We start from the raw sequence: 19,045 nt of genomic DNA on the forward strand, positions 1-19,045 counted from the left end.
GGAGTGTTCAGGGAGTAAGGTGGCAGCCCTTCCGTACACCCGGCAGCGGGTCCGTGCCGCCGAACGCCGCCGTCGTACAACTGGTGCCGCCGGTGAACGTCCTGTAGACGAAGATGCCCCGCGCGCCGTAGGCCACGGTCCGCTGCCCGCTGAAGGCGCAGGTCCCGGTCTCTTCAGCGCAGTTCGTGGCATAGCCGACCGGGCCGCCGGTGGCGGTGTAGCACGCTTTCGACTCGCCGGGGATCGGGTCGCCGAACGTCGCGTCGCTGCACGGGGTGTCACCGGTGGCCCTCAGCGTGGTGAACGCTCCGAACGTGCCGTAGGTCACCGGCTGTCCGGCGGCAGCCGTGCAGGTCCCGTTCTGGTCCGCACACTTGGTCCAGCCGCCGGCCGGTGGCCCGGCCGAGGCCAGGTAGCAGGACTTGGCGACGCCGTCGATGGGATCGCCGAAGTGGGCGTTGGAACAGGCGACGGAGCCGTTGGCTACCTGGTGCACGAAGTTGCCGTTGGCGCCGTAGACGACGTCACGGTTGTATCCGGGCACGGCGCAGGTGCCGCCTTCGGACGCGCAGACGGTGTAGCCCGGCGGACCGCCTACGTCGGCGACGTAGCAGGACTTCACGAGATTCGGCGCCGGGTCGCCGCCGAAGGAGCCGCTGGTGCAGGCGGCGGCATCGGTCACCGTCCTGTAGGTGTACGTCCCGGCGCCGTAGGCCACCGAGCGGGTGCCGCTGAAGGAGCAGGTACCGCCCTCGCCCGCGCACCGGGAGTAGCCCGCGCGCAGTACACCGGTGGTGGCGAGGTCGGCGGGTGCGGCTGGGGTGCCAAGACCGGTGGCGGTCACGGTGTAGCTGCCCGGGGCGACGCCGGTGAGGTAGACGTAGGTGTCGTCCTGGCTCGCGCCGGTGATGCCGGAGACGGGCGTGAAGGTTCCGTCGCGCCAGACGACGGTGCCGTTCACGGAGACCGAGACGTTGCCGCCGCCGAACTTCGGGACGCCGATGCGGCCGCTGGTGCCGGACGGACTGGTCAGGTGCGCCGAGTAGGTGCCGGCGGCGGGGGCGCGGGACCAGGAGGCGTCGACGGCACCCTGGGGCAGGGTGATACGGCCCTCGGCGCTGGTCAGGTCGCCGGGGTGCGGGACGAAGCGGTAGCGGCCGGCCGCCGACTCTGGTGCGGTGCCGAGGACGTCGAAGGTGAGCGTGGAGGTGGGCGCCGAGGACCAGCCGTGGGCCAGGCTCATGAACGAACCGCCATAAGCGAGGCCGCCGTCCGCTTTGACGCCCTCCCAGAAGGTGCTTCTGGTGCCGATGTCGCTGTCGAGCATGTGACCCCAGGTACGGCGGATCTGGTCCAGGGCGGTGTAGTCGTCATTCACGGTGAAGCGCGCGTTGAGCTCCATGCCGCCCGCGAAGGGCGAGACGTTGCCGCCCCATTCGGGGGTGGTGGGGCCGTACGCGCCCCAGTTCTTCCCAAGTCCAGCGACGACACTCTTCGCTTTGGTCGTGGAATCAGTCAACCCGTACCAGACCGCCAGCGAGTTGCCGTCCTGCGGGTACAGACCGCTGGTGGGGTTGTCCTTGTACAGGCCCTTCGAAGCGTCCCACAAGCGGGAGTTGACCGCTGCCTTGATCGCGTCCGCCTTACCGGTCCAGGTCGCGGCGAGTACGCCGTCGCCCTCGACCGTGGCCAGGGCTACGCCGCCCCTGAGCGCCGCGTACAAGAGTGCGTTCGCGGAGATGTTCTCCCCGCCCTGGCCGACCCGGGCCCAATCCTGGGTGCGGGTCACATTGAGCAGGTTGTTGCCGTCGATCTTATTCGTGATGAAGGCCATCCCGCGCTTGTAGTCGGCCCATTCCGAGTCCAGCCACGCCCGGTCGGCGGTGTACGTGTAGTACGTCGACGTAGCCAGCAGCGTCCAGGTGTGGTAAGTGTCCGAGCCGGTGAGGTTGAACGGTGGCCCCGACCAGGGGATCTCACCCGACGCCGACTGCACGTCGTACATCGTCGTCAGTGCGTTACGCGTCGAGGTGAGGTCGCCCGAGTACGCGTACTGCGTGGGTACGGCGATGCCCATGTCGCCCGGCCACACCGTGCGGTCGCGCTTGGCGCCGTCGACCAGGACGGAATCCCCCACGCCGACAGTCGCGCCGTTGTCCCAGGCCGAGGCCGGCGGCGGCCAGGCTCGGCCCTGGTTCGAGGCGATCGTGTTGAGTTGCACCGTATAGGCCCCGGCGTACCAGATGCGGTTGAGCAGGTCGTCGCTGGAGTGGAAGTAGTTGGGATAGTCCGCCGGGTCGGACTTACCGGGTGCCGCGGTGAAAGCGAGACTGACACCCTTGAGATCCACCCAGCCCGAGGTGTCGAGGAAGACGGTCAGGTAGCGGAAGCCGCCCCGCAGTTGAGTGGTGGGGACGGTGTAGGCGCCGCCCGTTGAGGCCGTAGCGTAGAGGGCTCCGTCCTCGTTGCCGCGGCCGCTGCTGAGGTCGCTGTCGTTGCCGACGTACAGGGACGACTCACTGAAGGCCAGGCCGACTCGCTGCCCGCTGTCGCTCACGCTCCCGAAGGACAACGTTGTCACACCGCCGACCTCTTTGCCGAAGTCGAGGGTGACGGCCGACTGCGAGCCGGAGATCCTCGTCGACTGTCCGGTCAGCACGTTCTGCGGGTTCGCAACGCTGCCGGACGTCCGGTAGACGGCGGTCGGCTTGAGGATGCGCGAGGCCGGTGAGTAGTTCAGGGGGTCTGTTGCCGCCGCCCGGGCGTCCGTCGCACTCTGCGTGGCGGACATCGGTACGGCGCCGGCAGCGGGGGTCGGGCCCGTGGCGAACACGGCCGCCGCGAGGACGGCGAGGCCGAGCAGATGATGCCGGCCCGGCGGTCTGCTCAGTGGTGGGCGACGGCGCATGGAAACCTCCTGGGTGGGGGTGCGGATGTCTGGGGAACGGAGGTACTGAAACGATTCAAACTTGTGCCGTGCGAAGCCCAGTGCCTGTTGCGACAGCTGGATGCACGAGGAACCTCGCCGAAGTTCCACCGATGATGGGCGTCTGGAATCAGGGTGTCAACCCGTCACGACAGTCTCTCAACTCCCTTGGGGCGATGCGCTCTTGCGCGACTTTGACCTCGGCTCGCCAGGAGTGGCCCACGATCGCGACCTCCGAGCCCACCAGCATCGCCTTCAAGCGGTCCGCCATCGTCCCCCGGTCGGGAACCTCTGGCGGCCTTGGCCCAGTGGTCCGTGAGGGCGGGAATGTCGTCGAGCAGGTCGATGCCGCAGACCTCGACCAATCCGAGGACGGTCGCCATCTCATCACCAATGGTCTGAAGAGGGCGCGTGCCAATGTGCCGTCGCCGGTCGATCAGCTCATACGCCGGGCGCGGATCTCGAAGTGGATGATGGGGGCGGGGTCCGCAGCAATCGCCGGCCCGCATCGTCATCACGCCCACGGACGCGTACTCGTTCAGCCACCCGCACAGCCTGACGCGCAAGCGCCCGCCCAGGGCAGGACCGGCGGCGCGTCAATCTCTTCTGTAGAGCTGCCAGCGCCGGTCTGTCAGCGCTCGGGTCAGTTCGGCGTCGTACTGATCGGCGTCAAAACAGAAGGCTGGGGGCCGCACCTTGTCTACGGGCGCCCGCCAGTCGGACCACTCCACAACCCCGTCGTGACGCTGCACGAACACGGACAGGTAGCCACAGCATCCGCCCGTGCACGCAGGCTCGCCGAGCTCTACGCGTCGCCCCTCGCCAGTCGCCCAGAGGGCACCGTGGCCGTCGGCGGGCAGCGCCTCCTCCGCAAACGGGCCGCGGCCTCCCTCTCCGACCGCCTCCGCCACTACATCCTCGCCGTCGATCCGAAACTGCAACTGAGCAGCCCAACGGGGACCCGGTGGCAACGCCCTGACCTCAAGCCGATTGAACATCCCAGCACCCTACGCGGGACCTGACCGTCACCGGTCCTTTCCTGCGACTGGGTGTGCGCGTCTGGCCAACCACCAGTCGCCGTCCCAAGAGGCAAACGTTGCCTGATGGGGCGCTACATCTGGCGGCCGTGCGGAGCAAGGCCCCGGGGGGCCAACTGGTGCCTGCTCCACACGGCCAGTGCCTGGGCGGCGTCGAGGGACTACTGCTTGTTTCCTGTCTCGGTTCCCCTCTGGCCGGGGGACGTTCTGCTACCGCGACCGTGCCGCCCCGGCATGAAGGACGGCGGGAAACGCAGACGTGGCCGCCTGGGGTCAGGGCACGATGACGATCTTCCTTCCCTGCCCGGCGCCGAACTGGGCGAGTGCCTGCGGATAGTCGTCCAGGGGGAGACGATGGCTGATGAACACCTGGGGGTCGAGTACTCCGGTGGCGAAAAGGTCCGCTGCGCGTTCGAAGCTGTGCAGGACGGCCATGGAGCCGACGATGGTGATTTCCTGGTTGTAGATGCGGTAGGGCGAGATGGTGGCCGTTGTCGCGTAGTCCGCGACGCCGAACTGCAGGAATGTTCCTCCTTTCCCCACTCGTTCCAGGCCGTCCTGGATGGCGGCCGCGTTGCCGGTGGCGTCGATCACCACCTCCCAGCCGCGAGGCTGCTGGAGTTCCTCTGCCGATGCGGCCGCCCTGGAGCAGCCCAGTTTTGCGGCTGTGGCGAGGCGTTCGGGGTTGAGGTCGATGACGTCCACCGAAGCGGCACCGGTGCGCTTGGCCAGCTCCAGCATCATCAGGCCCATGGTGCCGCTGCCGTAGATGAGAACGTTCGCCCCCATCCTGGCGTTGAGGACGTCATATCCCCGTACCGCGCAGGACAGGGGCTCGATGAGGGCGGCGTCTGCGACGTCGATGTGTTCAGGCAGTCGGACGCAGTTGGCGACGGGGGCGACGGCGTATTCTGCGGCGCCGCCGGCGACGGTGACGCCGATGGCGGCCCATCGGTCGCACAGGTTGTTGCGACCGGTGCGGCAGAAGCGGCACTCGTTGCAGTACAGCGAGGGGTCCACGGCGACCCGGTCTCCGACTGCGAGTTCGGTCACCTCGGTGCCGATGCCGACGATCTCTCCGGCGAACTCGTGGCCGGGGACGATGGGCAGTGTCGGGGCGAACTCTCCCTGGAGGATGTGCAGGTCTGTGCCGCACAGCCCGCAGGCCGCCACGTCCACGACGACCTCGCGTGGCCCGGGGGTGGGATCGGGCACCGTGGTGACGGTGACCTTGCCGGGGGCTTCGATGACGGCGGCTTTCACTTGACTGCTCCTAGGGACAGGCCGCGGACGAGTTTGTCCTGGGCGGCGAAGCCGGCGATGAGGACCGGCAGGGAGACCAAGGTGGCGGCGGCGCAGAGCCGGGCGAGGAAGAGGCCTTCGCTGGTGATGAAGCCGACCAGGAAGACCGGCGCGGTCGACGCGTTGGTGGCGGTGAGGTTCACGGCGAACATGAACTCGTTCCAGCTGAAGATGAAGCAGATCAGCGAGGTGGCGGCGAGTCCCGGCATGGCGATCGGTGCGACGACCCGCCACAGCACGGTGAACAGGTTGGCGCCGTCGACCTCGGCCGCCTCCAGGATTTCCTTGGGGACTTCGGCGAGGAACGAGCGCATCATCCACACGGCGATCGGGAGGTTCATGGCGGTGTAGAGGATGACCAGCGTCCATACGTTGTCCAGCATCCCGGCGTCCTTGACGATCAGGTAGACCGGCAGCAGGGCCGCGATGGCGGGCAGGAACTTCGTGGACAGGAAGAAGAACATGACGTCGGTCCACTTCTCGACCGGCTTGATGGACAGCGCGTAGGCCGCCGGTACCGCCAGGGCGAGCACAAGGGCCGTCGAAATGACGCTGGCCGTGGTCGAGTTGAGGAGGAAGGGAGTGATGTCCCGGCTGAACAGCAGCTTGTACTGGTCGAAGGTGAGTGCGGCGAAGGGTGTCGGCGGGTTGGTCGCCGCGTCCGCCTCCTGGTGGAAGGAGGTGAGCACCATCCACGCCACCGGCGCGAAGAACGCCAGCGTGGCCAGCCAGGCGACGAACGTCCACAGGGGCGACAGCCTCGGCGCGCCGCCGGGGTCGTCGTGGCGGCGCAGGAGCTTCTTCAGTCTCGTGCCCGGGGCGGCGACTGCTATGTGAGCGGTCATCGGGATACCTCCTCGCGGAACAGCGAAGCGATGGTGCGCAGCGCGAAGGTCGCGATGACGATCGAGCCGAGGACGACGACCACCCCGGCGGCGGCCGCCTGGCCGTACTCGTACTTGCGGAACATGGTCAGGTAGATCTCGTAGGGCAGGTTGGTGGTCTGGGAGCCCGGGCCGCCCTGGGTGATGCTGTAGACCGCGTCGAAGGTCTGCACGACGTAGATCGTGCCGAGCAGGACGCCGAGTTCGATGTACTGGCGCAGGTGCGGCAGTGTGATGAAGCGGAAGGTCGCCATGGCCGATGCGCCGTCCATGCGCGCCGCCTCCAGGACGTCACCGGGCTGCGCCTGCAGGCCCGCCAGGAGGATCAGCATCATGAAGGGGGTCCACTGCCAGACCAGCGACACCACGACGGCGGGCATCGGGTAGGAGGAGATCCAGTCGACCGTGGGGCCGTTGTCCGCTCCGAAGAGGCGGTACACGGCGCTGAGGGTGCCGCTGAGCAGGCCGTAGTCGGGGTTGTAGATGGCGTGCTTCCACAGCAGTGCCGCCGCTACCGGCATGACGAGGAACGGCGCGATGAGCATCGTCCTGGCCAGTCCGCGGCCGGTGAACCGGCGGTCGAGCAGCATCGCCAGACCGAGGCCGAGGACCACGCTGATGAGTACGACCGACGCGGTGAGTACGACGGTGTTGAGCACGGCCGTGCGCAGCCGCTCGTCGGTGAGGACGAACGTGAAGTTGGACAGGCCGACGAAGTGCCGGTCGCCCGGCCTGAGGATGTTCCACTGGAAGGTGGAGATGATCAGCGTCGCCACGAAGGGAAGTTGAGTGACGACGACGGTGAAGACCAGTGCCGGCAGAAGCGGGAACCGGCGGCGCCACTTGCTGGCGCCGGTTGCCCTGCGAGGGCGGCTGGCTGGTGATGCTGTTTTGGGAGGAACGGTGAGCGTGGTCATGGAAGTTTCCTCTGCCGGTGACGGCCAGGGTGGGAAAGCGGTGCCCGGCCGGCACCGGGGCCGGCCGGGCGGGTGACGGTCACCGGTAGTTCTTGGCGACGTCCTCGGCGAGTTTCTGGCCGTCGTCCAGTGCCTTGTCCACGCTGGTCTTGCCGGCAATGGCGGCAGAGATCTCCTGGGTGACCTTGGTTCCCAGGTCCTGGAACTCGGGGATGGCCACGTACTGGACACCCACCGTCGGCCTGGGCTGGACGCCCGGGTTGGCCGGGTCGGCGCCCTCGATGGACTTCAGGGTGATATCGCCGAACGACGCGGCGGCCTTCTTGTACTGCGGGATCTCGTACGTGCTGGCCCGCTTGCCGGCCGGGACGCGTGACCAGCCGAGCTTCTCGCCGACCAGGTTCTCGTACTTCTTGCTGGAGGCCCACAGCATGAACTTCGAGGCCGCGTCAGCGTTCTTCGTGGTCTTGGGCATGGCCCACGCCCAGGCCCACAGCCAGCCGCTGCTCTTGGTCTCGGCGGTCGGTGCATAGGCGTAACCGACGTGGCCAGCGATCTTGCTGGAGGCGGGGTCCTCCAGCGACCCGGCCGCGCTGGTCGCGTCGTACCACATCGCGACCTTCTTCTGGCTCAGCGCGTTGAGGCACTCGGTGAACCCGGCCTGCGCCGCGCCCGCCTCACCGTGCTTCCTGACCAGGTCGACATAGAAGTTCGTGGCCTTCTTGAATTCCGGGCTGTTGACCTGGGCCTTCCAGTCCTTGGTGAACCAGGTGCCGCCGTAGGTGTTGACCACGGTCGTCAACGGCGCACCCAGCTCGCCCCAGCCGGCGAGGCCGCGCAGGCAGATGCCCTTCATGCCGGGCTCGGCGCCGTCGACCTTGGCTGCAATGTCGGCGATCTGCTGCCAGGTCGGGTGCTCGGGCACCGTGATGCCCTTCGCCTCCATGACGTCCTTGTTGTACATGAGCATGGAGGACTCGCCGTAGAACGGCAGGGCGTAGAGCTCGCCGTCGGCCCCGGACAGGGACGTGACCATCGGCTTGAGCAGGTCGGCCTTGTCGAAGCCCGCGTCCTTGTCGGCGTAGGAGCCGAGTTCGTGCAGCCAGCCGTTCTTCTCCCAGATGGGCACCTCGTAGGCGCCGATGGTCGCGACATCGTACTGGCCGGCCTGGGTGGCCACGTCCTGGGTGACCTTGTCGCGCAGTTCGTTCTCGGGAAGGACCGTGAAGTTCACCTTGATGCCGGTGTCCTTCGTGAAGGTGTCCTTGGTCAGCTTCTGGATGTCCTCCATCTGCGGGTTACCGACCATCAGCACGTTGATGCTCTTGCCGCCGTCATCAGAGCTCGAGGAACCGCCCGCCCCGCTACAGGCGACCAGCACCGAGCCTGCGGCTGTTGCCGTGACGAGAGCGTGGAACATACTTCGTGTGCGCATGACTGACTCCAGGGGATTTTTCGAAGGCATGTGGAACCACGGCCCCGTCCTCGCGGGGTGGCAGCGGGAGATGAATCGAGGTCAGGCCCGAATGACTTCGGGCCCCAGCAACGAATAGCGGTGTGCTTCGGAGGCAGACAGCCCGGCGTCGGTGACGATCGCCTCGAACTCGGCGACTTCCGCGAAGCGGCAGAAGCTCACCGCACCGAACTTCGCATGGACTCCAGAGAAGACGCGGCGCCTGGCACTCCGGAGAACCTGTGCCTTGACCTCGCTGACCGCGGGGTCGGGCGTGGTGAGTCCGTATTCGCGGGAGATGCCGTTCGCGCCGACGTACGCCAGGTCGATGACGAAGCCGGACAGCATGCGAGTCACCCAGTGGTCGACTGTGGCCAGCGTCCCGCCGCGCACCCGGCCCCCGAGCAGAAACACGTTGATGTTCTCGGCGGTAGTCAGGGCACCTGCGGTGACCAGCGAGGACGTGACCACGGTCAGGGGTCGGTCGCGGGGAAGGGCGGCAGCGATCAGCTGCGGCGTATATCCCTCGTCAATGAACACGGTCTCGGCGTCCCCGAGGAGTTCGACCGCGGCGTCTGCGATCCGGGACTTCTCAGGGACATGCATCGTGGTACGAAAAGCGAGCGTGGTCTCGAAGCCCGCGCTCTCCACGGGATGGGCACCGCCATGGATACGCCGGACCAGCCCGTGTCCCTCCAGCAAGTTCAGGTCACGCCTCACGGTCTCCTTCGAGACGCCGAGATCCGCGGCAAGCATTCCGACGTCCGCAGATCCAGAACGGCGTGCCGTTTCCAGAATTCTGCGTCTTCGCTCGTCGGCATCCACGGCGACACCTCCGTTTCGTGGCTCTGCGCGTCAAGCACACATTGGCCGGCAATTTCCGCAGCCCCTGCCCGTTCAAGCTCCGGTGGCAAATTTGTACAAGCCGAATGCCCCTACTGGCCAGGTTCACCGCTACGCATTTGATGACCGATTCTGCCCGCTTCTGTGATGCGAAGCCCCTGGGTGAGGCCATGAAGGGCTCCGTGGCGTGGAGGCTGTTGTCGGTTCACCCACCCGAGAGTGCCCGCTTGTTGCCCGTTTCCCGGACGCGTTCGGCCATCCACGGTCGGGACTTGGGCAACCATGTACCTACGGGCCGGCACGACCAGTTCCCCTGACACGCTGGACAGAGCCGTTCCTTACACGTCAGGGAGAGGGGACAAACCCGATCAAGCATCTGAAGCGTCCGTGAGCACGGGCGGGACGCTCACCTGTCCGAAGCGCCGGCCCACGGTCGAGAAGCGGGTCGCCGAACGTGCCGACCGGGCCATGCTGTTCACGGGTGGGGGGTGTTGCGTCCTGGGAAGTGGCGTACGGGTCCGACCTGATCCGGGGGTTTGCTCCAGCGTGGGGATGAGGCCCGCATAGATGAACGGCCACCGGCTGATCTTCGAAGCCCGAAGGGGGACAGCACGATGACCGCAACAAACAGCCTGCCCCTGCACGCCCTCGGCAAGTCCCGATCTGCTGCGCGCGATGGTCAAGACGTTCGCCGACGCGCTCATGTCCGCCGAGGCCGAAGCCGTCTGCACGCCGAATCCGGGCAGGTCAGCGGCGAACGCGCCAACCACCGCAACGGCTACCGACCACGCGAGTTGATACCCGTGCCGCCACCGTCGAACTGGCCGTCCCGGAGCTGAGGTCGGGGAGCTACTTCCCGCACTCGCTGCTGGAACGCAGCCGGGCGCTGCCGGTGCCGCGAGGACCGGCCGGGGCACGACGAGCGAGCGGCCACCGCACCTCGGGCAGGCCACGAGCACCTGGCCAGTGAACTGGACGAGCTGCTGGCCGCAGTCGCAGTGGCGGCCCGCGTCGCAGTAGGACTGACGTTGCCGCGAGCCTCGTGCGGTCTACCCGCAGGCTCGGGCGAGCAGCCCTCGAACGTCCGCGCAGCAGCACTGGACGCAGGCCCCGATTGATGGCCAGGGCCTGCCTTCCTGTGCTCAACTACGATATCGCCGAGCCCGAGATCGCCTGTCGGTACACCGTGGGACTCGCCCAGGACTACAACGTCCAAGGCACCTCCAAGATGAGGAAGAAGCCGTGATATCGCAAACAGCATTCCGGGAGCGCGCTCCGCGGGGACCTGGTGTACCGCTGCTGCTCGTGCTGTGCGGCGTGGTGACGCTGGCCGCCGTCGCGATGGTGGTCTGGCCGGTTGCGGGCGTCGCTGTGAGCCCCGAGCCCCGGGCCTCCTCTGGCGAAAGGCACGGAGTCCCCGGCGCCGCGCTGCAGGACGCCTTCCGGCTCGACGTGCCGACGGAAGCCGAAGAGGTCTCCTACCTGGTGGTTCCGGGCGACGGCAGCGCAGAGAGCGGCCAGGACATGTATCTGCGCTTCCGCACCACATCCCGAGGCCTCAAGGAGTTCGTGAGCTCCGTGGGCGGGACAACTGACGACCTGCGGTCCGGTGATGTCGTCCTGGAGCAGGACGACATCGACTCCGTCGGCCTTTCCTGGAAGATCGGAACCAAGGGACACCTCGCCGGCCTCTACGCGGACATCCCAGAGAAGGGCGACACCATGGGAACGGCCCTGCTGACCGTCGACGAGACCGATGAGGACGCGCCCTTGGTTTACGCGCGAGTGACCGTGTAGAGGGCGCCCGGGCGTCGCCCTCGAACCGCTCGCACAGCCCACCACCCCGGGTAGCGCCGTCGGACGCGACGAAGCTGTCCACCGTCGATGTCCGCTGCGACAACGCCCTGCCCGGCGCTTCTCGTCAGGTCGGCTGCGTGAAAACCCAGGCCGTTCCGGTGATCAGCTACAGCCTGACAGGGCCGTGGCCAGCACTCGCCAGGCACATCAAGGACGCCCAGGCCACCGGACTTCCAGGCGAGTACGGTGCGACGAACTACCTGACGCGGCTCACCAACGGCTCGAAGATCACCGAGAACCGCAAGAAGGCCTGCCCCAGCAGCCTGCCGCGCCCTTCGGGTAGATCATGCGACGAGTACCCCTTCGCCAGCACGTGGCAGGGCGCGCGCTACAGCGGCGGCCCGTTCAGTCGCCGAATGATCAACGCCACGCAGAACGCGGACGCCGGCAGGGCGCTCAACGGCTTCTACACCTACAGCCGCGTCCTCGACGGAGACCGGTTCCTGGTATGGATCAGGTAGACCCCAGGCGGATGAGACCGGAAGACAAAACCCCGTGAACGATGAGCCAGCCCGAACAACAGCCCTGGTACGCGCCGAGTACCACCTCTTCCAGATCACAGACCCGCAAGGGCCCGTGGCCGACGACCTCGACGCAACCCACAACGGGCTCGTATCCGCTGCCGGCGGCGTCATCGAGGTGGCAACCGGGATCCATACCGGCAACGTCCGTGTCACGGTCGAAACGCACTCACAGAGACCCGGCCCTGCTCCGGACTGGGAAGAGATCGTTGAGATGCCATGCCATTCCTCCGCCGGGGAAGTGCTGGTGACACCCATGACGGACGACCCCGCTGATCTTCCCTCGCTGGCTTCCCGAGGCCCGGGCCAGTACCGACTGCGCGTCCACGCACTCGGAAGGGACACGGCTGTCGACGAAAGCACGGACGACAACGTGGAGTCCTACCTGATCCAAAGCTGGCCCGCCGCCCACCAGGACGCCCTCCTGGTGAAGGCGACCGACGCCTACGGAGCCCAGGTACGAGCCCAGCCGGCCAACGACACCGTCGTCATCGACCACGAGGACTCGCCCGACACCCAGACCGGCCGGGAACGCGACGTCCTGCGCCGGGCCGGACAAGGCGACTACTCCTGACCTGCTCCTGGACATTCGGTTGGGGCGGCCTCGCACACGGTTGCCCCAACCGAAGCCGCCCACGCCCGACCGCAGGGGACGTGGCAGACATTTGCCACGGTTTCGCACTATTCCATCGTTCACGCATTTTTCTATCCGGCCGGTCCGACAGTACGGGCGGTATTAAAGCCTCGTCGGACCCTGCTCCGGCTGCCAGCGCCGCACCCCAAATACGGCGGCGGCGGCCTCCCCCTGTGCTGGTGGTTTGTGGCCGCTGCCCGAGAAACGTGAGGGCCGGCCGTCCGCTTCACCAGCACCCGCCCCCAGGCCTGACCACCACCCGGTGCGGCACATTCCGACGCGGGACCGGCGTGGCAGCCGAACGGCAAGCCCTCCGGGTGGAAGGCATGTGGTGTGACGTGGACGCTGCCGGAACCGATGCTCACCTCCCCCACCCCCGAGCCGACGCTGAAGCCGGGCTGGGCCGCGGAGCCGAAGTGGGACGGCTACCGGGCCCTGCTGCGCATCGACGCCGGGCGGGTCATGCTGCGGTCCCGGTGCGGTACCGAGATGACACCCGCGTTCCCGGAGATCGTGGCCGGCGCCGCGCAGCTTCCCGACAAGAGCGCGCTGGACGGTGAACTCGTCGTCTGGGAACACGGCCGCCTCGCCTTCGAACAGCTCCAGGGCCGGCTGCAACACCGCAAGGCCGGCGCAGTCCCGACCGTGAGCGAAGGGCCGGCGCACTTCGTCGCCTTCGATCTCCTGCGCCTGTCCGGGACCGACACCACCAGTTGGCCCTACCGGCAACGGCGGGCCGCACTGGAATCCCTGTTCACCGCCCGCAAGCTGACCGCGCCGTGGGCACTGTGCCCGTCGACCACCGACCAGGGCCTCGTGGGCGAATGGCTCACCTGGACCACCGTCGGCATGGAAGGCATCGTCTTCAAACAGCTCGACGGGATCTACCAGCCATCACGGCGCGGCTGGCTGAAGTACAAGGTCCGCGAGACGACCGAAGCGATCGTCGGCGCCATCACCGGCACCCTGGCAGAGCCCCGCACCCTGCTGCTCGGAAGATACGACACCGACGGGCAACTCCAGTACAGCGGACGCACCACCACCCTCCCCCAAGCAACTGCCCGTACCATCGCCGGCCTGCTTGCCCCGGCACGGCGCGCCCACCCATGGACGGGCTGGACGTTCTCCGCAGGATGGGGTCCAGACAGCCTCGATGCCTCGCTGGTCCAGCCCGAACTCGTCGTAGAAATCCAAGTCGACACCGCTCGTGACGCTATCGGCCGGTGGCGGCATCCCGTACGCCTGCACCGCCCACGCGCTGATCTTCAGCCCGCCGACATCCCGACCGGCCCGGCACCGGCCTTCGGCCAGGACTGACCCTCTGCGCCTGTGCACAGCAAGTCGCCGGTTGCACGCACATGGCGGCCACGCGCCCGGGCCGTGCAACTCCGGGCACGCCGCCGTGAGAGGAAAAGTCAGTGCAGCCGTGCTCAGCAGCCACACCGGCGAAGGGTGAGCGTGTCAGTCGCGGCCGCCGCGGGTGCGGCCCCAGGACTCGTCGTCGACGAAACGGCCGTGGCCGTTGCGCAGGGTCGCGGCGTCCCGGTCGTCGTTCCACACGTACGCGCGGCGGTCCTGGTACAGGTCGGTGCGGGTGTCGCGGCCCTGCCCGGCGTGGATGCGGACCGTGTCGCGGCCGGCCCGCTTGTAGTGGTGGGAGGTGGAGAAGTGACCTGCGGCCCGTGGGTCTGGAAGCGTTCGAGGGTGGTGAACAGGAGAGGGCGCTCTCTGCATACTCGCTACCGGGTTACGCCCCGAGCTCGCCGTCTCCGCCGACGGCCGCAGGTGGTCGGCCATGCCGGATCTCTGAGGGGGTTGTCGGTGGCTGGTGGCAGGATCGCCGGCATGGTTTTCGTACGTACTACTCCACTGCGGCCCGTGGACGTAACCGCGGTCTTTCCTGAGCTGGTGCCGTTGGCGCGTCCTGCGATTCGGTTGCACCCTCGCGCTGGGTCACCTTCGATGTGGGAGAGCTCAGTCGGGGGGCCGTTGCTGTGGCCGGCTGAGGAGCCGTGGCCGCACTGCGAAGGGGTGCACCTGGACAGCGGGTTCCGTGAGTCGCCGGTAGAAGTGCGGCTGGAAAGGCGCAGGCGGGCCCGGCAACATCGTGATCCTCAAGGTCCCGCGTTCACGTCCGAGGAGGTGGCGAGCAAGGAACAGGACGCCGTGAGGATCGCGGAGCGATTCGACGCCGGCCCTCCCTGGCCCGCAGAGTGCCCGGTCCCCATGCTGCCCGTGGCCCAGCTGTATCTGCGCGACTTCCCCCTGTTGCGGCCGCCCGGACAAGCGGATCTACTGCAGGTTCTTTGGTGCCCCTACGACCACGATCCGGACAACAAGCCGTCGACCGCCCTGTTCTGGCGGTCCGCCGACACGATCGTCGACATCCTCGCCATACCGCCGCAACCGTACGAGGCTGACTGGCCGGGCTACGTGCCGGAGCCCTGTCTGCTCGCGCCAGAAGCGATCACCGAGTACCCCAACAGCCTTGATCTGAGCGCGGAGATGCGGACGGCGGTGGGAGTCTGGAGCAGATGGCAGGCAGCCAATGTCGGCGTGGACAGCTCGTACGCGGACTGTCCGGCGGAGTTCTATGACATCCATCTGGCCAACGCCCCGGGCTGGAAGGTCGGCGGCTGGCCACCGTGGGGCCGCACCGACCCGTATCGCCAGTATTGCGCTGTCTGCGAAGCTCAGATGGTCCCGCTGCTGACCATCGCTTCCTTCGAATGGGACGGTGGAGGAAGACGCAGCTGGGCGCCGCGCGAGGACCACGCCGCAGCCTACGCCGACAGTCATGTCGCCGGCCTGCGTCCCTCGCAGCCAACCGCGGTCGAAGTCGGCAGCACCGACAACATGCAGCTCTACGTCTGCCCCACCTCGCCCGAACATCCGCACACCGACCTGATCCAATGAACCGTCAGGCTTGTCGCACGCCCTTCGCAGCCTGCGCGGGCCTGACGAGGCGACGTCAGTAATCCCAGACGACCGGTACGAAACGGAAGGCATCGCCGTCGACCGCCACGTGGCAGACAGACGGGAACGGCAGGTGAGTGCAGACCAGTTGCTCGCCGCGTGCCGCCAGCTCTTTCAAGAGGCGGATCCGGATGCGGGCTGTTTCCTCAGGGGCGTGGTCGAAGCCGTTGTGCCACTCGGGTTTGTCGAACCCGGGCTGGAACACGGCATCGCCGGCGAACGTCAGCCGGTCGCCGCCGGATTCGAGGCGAACGATGCTGTGGCCTGGAGTGTGACCGCCGGTGCGAGAGATCATCACTCCTGGCACCACCTCGTACTCGGTCTCGAACGGCTGCAACTGGCCGCGGTACACGTCCAGGAACCGCGAGGCGGTCCTACGAAGCACGTCCGGCACCGGTGCCGGCATGGTGGTGTGGGAGAAATCAGGCGCGTCCCAGAACTCGGCCTCGGCGGCCGCCAGGTGGACCCGCAGGTCTGGGCGCAGCCGGCCCCTCAGCCCGTCGACGAGCAACCCGCCGATGTGGTCCATGTGCAAGTGGGTGAGCACCACGTCGGTCACAGACGCGGGATCGATTCCGGCGGCGTCAAGTCGCATGGCCAACTGCCCGGCTCGCGGGAAGTCCGGAAACTCCGTCCCCAGCCCGGAATCGATGAGGATGGTCCGGCCACCGGTGCGCACCACGGCCACATTCAGCGGCCAGTCGCACACCTCCGGCGGCAGGAACATGTCCTTGAGCCAGGCGGTCAGGGCAGGCTTGGTCGCGTTGGTGCCCAACGTCACGGCGGGAATCGGCATTACCCCGTCGCTGATCACCATCACGTCGATGTCGCCGACCTTCAGCGCGTAGCGCGACGGAACCAGTTCGTCATGCCCCGGTGCATGGGAGTGCGCGACACTGACTCGGCTCATCTTGTCTCCTTCTGAAGAGATTTGACTCCAGCCGTCGACAGCACCACGGATAGCATCGTCCGTCATTCTTTAAGGCCTGGCTGTAGCCGGTTCACGATAGCCGTCCGGCCAATTGCCGATTCCGACTTGTTCCTCAGGCTATATCTGGGATTAGTCGAAGTGATTCCGCGACACGATTCCAGCCGTGATCAAGTTCCGGTCCGACACCTGGACCGAAACTCCCGCATAGCCCACGCGTGACGGCAGTGGTCCCGCGACCATGGCGGGTCCCTCCGCTGCGCATCGAGTTCACCGCCGCCGGGCGGGCCGCGTTTGCCGCTCTCGGGCTCGACTGCGCGGCGTAGAAACCCGGAAATCCGGGGCTGACCGACCTGGTCGCGTGGAAGGCGTCCAGTTCCAGCACCGCCCGCTCGGCACGCACAGCGGCAGGGGTCGCAGCCTCGGGCGCCGACGAGGAACTGACGCACCAGCAGCAGAAGTCACGCAACTACCGACGATCAACTGCCGGCGCAGGACCGTAGAACGCGGACCCGCCAGGGCGGCCGTCCATCGATCGCCGACACACGGCCGACGCACGGCGGCGGCCCGTTCAGTATTTCCCGGCGATATTCATGGCCGGGAAGGTGGTGCCGTCGATGGTCATTCCGCCGAAAGCGACACTCGCGCTCATGCCGGCCATCGTGGCCGGGAAATCAAGCGTCGGTGCGGAGATCTGGTCGAGCGTGGCGCGCTGCTCGGGCGTCAGGGTGACGTCCAGCGACGCGAGGTTGGCCCGCAACTGCTCGACGGTCCTGGCGCCGATCAGCGTGGAGGCGATTCCGGGACGTCCCCGCACCCAGGCCAGTGCGACCTCCGCGGAGCTGACTCCGAGCTCGGCGGCGGTCCGCGCGACCGCATCGATGACCGGCCAGTCGTGTTCGGATGGTTTGCCGAACACCCCCGCGCGGCTGCCCTCGCCGGCGCCGTCGCGTGTGTACTTCCCGGTCAGCTTCCCGCTCCGCAGCGGGCTCCACGGCACCACGCCCATGCCCAGGGCCTGCGCCATCGGCAGCAGTTCGCCCTCCGAGGTGCGTTCCAGCAGGGAGTACTCCAGCTGGAGCGCGGTGACCGGCGCCCAGCCGCGGAATGCGGCGATGGTCTGCGCCTGCGCGGCGACCCACGCGGGGACGTCGGACAGGGCGATGTAACGGACCTTGCCGGCGGAGACGAGGTCGTTCAGCGCGCTCATCGTCTCCTCGATCGGGGCGCCGCGGTCCCGGCCGTGCAGCCAGTACAAGTCGATGTAGTCGGTCTGCAGGCGCCGCAGGGACTCGTTCAGCTGGCCGATCATCGCCTTGCGTCCACCGCCACCGCCGTTGGGGTCGCCGGGGAACAGGTTGGAGAGGAACTTCGTGCTGAGCACCACTCGGTCGCGCAGCCCGGGACGCGCGGCGAAGTAGTCACCGATGATCTTCTCGGAATGACCGTCGGTGTAGGCGTTGGCGGTGTCGATCAGGTTGCCGCCGCGATCCAGGTAGTCGGTCAGGATCGCTTCGGAGGTCTCGACGCTCGCGCCCCAGCCGTGGTCCTCGCCGAACGTCATGGTGCCCAGCCCCAGCGGACTCACTCGCAGTCCGGAGCGCCCGAGTGTGATGTAGGAGTCCAACGAGTTCATGATTCTTTTCCTTCTGCGGTGAACGGGCGCGTTCCGTGGGCGCGGGTACTCGCCCGGGCCGCGGAACCGCTCTCGGTCGGGGAGGTCAGAGCGTCGTGTCCGCGGTGCGGGCCGCGAGGTTGTCGGTGAAGAAGGGGACGAGTTCGGTGACGACCTGGGGGACGTAGCGGTCGTAGAGGTCGATGTGGCTGGCCCCCTCGACCCAGTGCAGCCGCTTGGGCTCGTTCGCCTTCTTGACCGCTTCCTCGGACATCCAGGCAGTGGCCGCTTCGTCGCCGGCGACCATCAGCAGCGGGCGCGGCGCGAGCAGGCCGATCAGGTGGAAGGCGTCGAAGTTCACGATCTTGTCGATGCTGGTGAAGGTGAACTCGTCCGCCTGGCGCGGGTGCCGGCCGCGGTCGGTGCAGTAGTACTCCCAGCCCTCATGGGCGTAGCGGCCTCCGGCGCGTGCCTCCTCCTCGGTGGTGCGTACGGACATCATCGGGAGCGGCCGGCCGGAGGCTTCGGCGGTGCGGGCCGCGGCTGCCGCGTCGAGTAGGGCCTGGAGCACAGCCGGATCCTGGGTGCCGTCCGGGCCCACCCGGAAGTTCAGCCCGAGGTCGACGGCGCTGGCCGTCGCGACGGCGCGGATGCGGTGGTCGGTGACCGCGGCCGGGATGACGTAGCCGCCGGAGGCGCAGATACCCAGGGCGCCGATCCGGTCGGGGTCGGCCTCCGGACGGGTGGTGAGGTAGGAGACGGCGTTCTTGATGTCCTCGACGCGCTGGGCGGGGTCCTCGACGCCGCGCGGGGTGCCGCCGCTTTCGCCCTGGTAAGCGGCGTCAAAGGTGAGCGCGACGAAGCCGGCGTCGGCGAGCTGCTGGGCGTAGACGCCAGCGGTCTGCTCCTTGACGCCACTGGCCGGGTGGGCGACGACCACGGCGGCAAGCGGGCCGTCGGCGGCCGTGTCGGGGGCGTACAGGTGGCCGGCGAGGGTGATTCCGGCGCTGGTGAAGGTCACGTGTGTTCGCATGACTCCAAGCTGCCCGCTGCCGCCGTGGTGCGGGAGAGGCACGTTCCTGCCGGGGAAGACGCCTGCCAGGGAAGATTTCTTCCCCCTTTCGATGCGAGCTGTTCGGGGCATAGTGGCTG

At 67.7% G+C, this 19,045-nt stretch carries 16 protein-coding genes and 1 pseudogene; 7 read left to right on the forward strand and 10 right to left on the reverse strand.

What is annotated here, in order from left to right:
- Positions 1-7: 7 nt before the first annotated feature.
- Complete coding sequence (locus tag ACWCQK_RS32670) at positions 8-2,908, reverse strand: alpha-L-rhamnosidase-related protein (protein ID WP_451161207.1); 2,901 nt, start codon at positions 2,906-2,908, stop codon at positions 8-10.
- Between the two features lie 131 nt (positions 2,909-3,039).
- On the opposite strand from ACWCQK_RS32670, the gene ACWCQK_RS32675 reads away from it, so the two are divergent.
- Complete coding sequence (locus ACWCQK_RS32675; protein ID WP_451161209.1) at positions 3,040-3,948, forward strand: hypothetical protein; 909 nt, start codon at positions 3,040-3,042, stop codon at positions 3,946-3,948.
- A 288-nt stretch (positions 3,949-4,236) separates the two neighbouring features.
- On the opposite strand, the gene ACWCQK_RS32680 is transcribed toward ACWCQK_RS32675, so the two are convergent.
- The 5 genes from ACWCQK_RS32680 to ACWCQK_RS32700 all read right to left on the reverse strand — a co-directional run bounded on the left by ACWCQK_RS32680 (position 4,237) and on the right by ACWCQK_RS32700 (position 9,344).
- A complete protein-coding gene (locus tag ACWCQK_RS32680; protein ID WP_451161211.1) occupies positions 4,237-5,226 on the reverse strand; it encodes a zinc-dependent alcohol dehydrogenase family protein in 990 nt (329 codons plus the stop codon).
- Positions 5,223-6,110, reverse strand: a complete 888-nt coding sequence (locus ACWCQK_RS32685) for a carbohydrate ABC transporter permease (RefSeq protein WP_451161213.1) — start codon at positions 6,108-6,110, stop codon at positions 5,223-5,225. Before ACWCQK_RS32685 ends, ACWCQK_RS32680 begins: the two co-directional genes overlap by 4 nt.
- Positions 6,107-7,066, reverse strand: a complete 960-nt coding sequence (locus tag ACWCQK_RS32690) for a carbohydrate ABC transporter permease (RefSeq protein ID WP_451161215.1) — start codon at positions 7,064-7,066, stop codon at positions 6,107-6,109. Before ACWCQK_RS32690 ends, ACWCQK_RS32685 begins: the two co-directional genes overlap by 4 nt.
- 79 nt (positions 7,067-7,145) lie before the next feature.
- A complete protein-coding gene (locus ACWCQK_RS32695; RefSeq protein WP_451161217.1) occupies positions 7,146-8,501 on the reverse strand; it encodes an ABC transporter substrate-binding protein in 1,356 nt (451 codons plus the stop codon).
- A gap of 81 nt (positions 8,502-8,582) precedes the next feature.
- Positions 8,583-9,344 carry a DeoR/GlpR family DNA-binding transcription regulator gene (locus tag ACWCQK_RS32700; RefSeq protein ID WP_451161219.1) on the reverse strand — a complete coding sequence of 254 codons (762 nt, stop codon included), beginning with the start codon at positions 9,342-9,344 and terminating at the stop codon, positions 8,583-8,585.
- Between the two features lie 666 nt (positions 9,345-10,010).
- Between ACWCQK_RS32700 and ACWCQK_RS32705 the strand changes: the two are divergent.
- From ACWCQK_RS32705 to ACWCQK_RS32725, 5 genes and pseudogenes are all read left to right on the forward strand, one after another.
- Positions 10,011-10,245: pseudogene (locus tag ACWCQK_RS32705) on the forward strand (transposase); the annotation flags it as partial.
- A gap of 434 nt (positions 10,246-10,679) precedes the next feature.
- A complete protein-coding gene (locus ACWCQK_RS32710; RefSeq protein WP_451161221.1) occupies positions 10,680-11,159 on the forward strand; it encodes a hypothetical protein in 480 nt (159 codons plus the stop codon).
- 137 nt (positions 11,160-11,296) lie between these two features.
- Positions 11,297-11,680, forward strand: coding sequence for a NucA/NucB deoxyribonuclease domain-containing protein (locus tag ACWCQK_RS32715; protein ID WP_451161223.1), 384 nt, complete (start codon positions 11,297-11,299; stop codon positions 11,678-11,680).
- Between the two features lie 316 nt (positions 11,681-11,996).
- The gene (locus tag ACWCQK_RS32720) at positions 11,997-12,314 is read left to right on the forward strand and encodes a hypothetical protein (protein WP_451161225.1); all 318 of its coding nucleotides are present in this window, start codon (positions 11,997-11,999) and stop codon (positions 12,312-12,314) included.
- Between the two features lie 393 nt (positions 12,315-12,707).
- A complete protein-coding gene (locus ACWCQK_RS32725) occupies positions 12,708-13,691 on the forward strand; it encodes an ATP-dependent DNA ligase (protein ID WP_451161227.1) in 984 nt (327 codons plus the stop codon).
- Positions 13,692-13,835: 144 nt separating this feature from the next.
- Here the strand turns inward: ACWCQK_RS32725 and ACWCQK_RS32730 are convergent, their stop codons facing one another.
- Positions 13,836-14,108, reverse strand: coding sequence for a lamin tail domain-containing protein (locus tag ACWCQK_RS32730; protein ID WP_451161229.1), 273 nt, complete (start codon positions 14,106-14,108; stop codon positions 13,836-13,838).
- A gap of 111 nt (positions 14,109-14,219) precedes the next feature.
- On the opposite strand from ACWCQK_RS32730, the gene ACWCQK_RS32735 reads away from it, so the two are divergent.
- Positions 14,220-15,290: a hypothetical protein gene (locus ACWCQK_RS32735; RefSeq protein WP_451161231.1), complete on the forward strand. Its 1,071-nt coding sequence runs from the start codon at positions 14,220-14,222 to the stop codon at positions 15,288-15,290.
- Positions 15,291-15,345: 55 nt separating this feature from the next.
- Here ACWCQK_RS32735 and ACWCQK_RS32740 read toward each other — a convergent pair whose 3' ends face one another.
- The 3 genes from ACWCQK_RS32740 to ACWCQK_RS32750 all read right to left on the reverse strand — a co-directional run bounded on the left by ACWCQK_RS32740 (position 15,346) and on the right by ACWCQK_RS32750 (position 18,926).
- Positions 15,346-16,260: an MBL fold metallo-hydrolase gene (locus ACWCQK_RS32740; protein WP_451161233.1), complete on the reverse strand. Its 915-nt coding sequence runs from the start codon at positions 16,258-16,260 to the stop codon at positions 15,346-15,348.
- 589 nt (positions 16,261-16,849) lie between these two features.
- Positions 16,850-17,914, reverse strand: a complete 1,065-nt coding sequence (locus ACWCQK_RS32745; protein WP_451161235.1) for an aldo/keto reductase — start codon at positions 17,912-17,914, stop codon at positions 16,850-16,852.
- Between the two features lie 85 nt (positions 17,915-17,999).
- Complete coding sequence (locus ACWCQK_RS32750) at positions 18,000-18,926, reverse strand: alpha/beta hydrolase (RefSeq protein WP_451161237.1); 927 nt, start codon at positions 18,924-18,926, stop codon at positions 18,000-18,002.
- Positions 18,927-19,045: the final 119 nt, after the last annotated feature.

It is taken from the genome of Streptomyces sp. NPDC002306 (genome assembly GCF_053593435.1).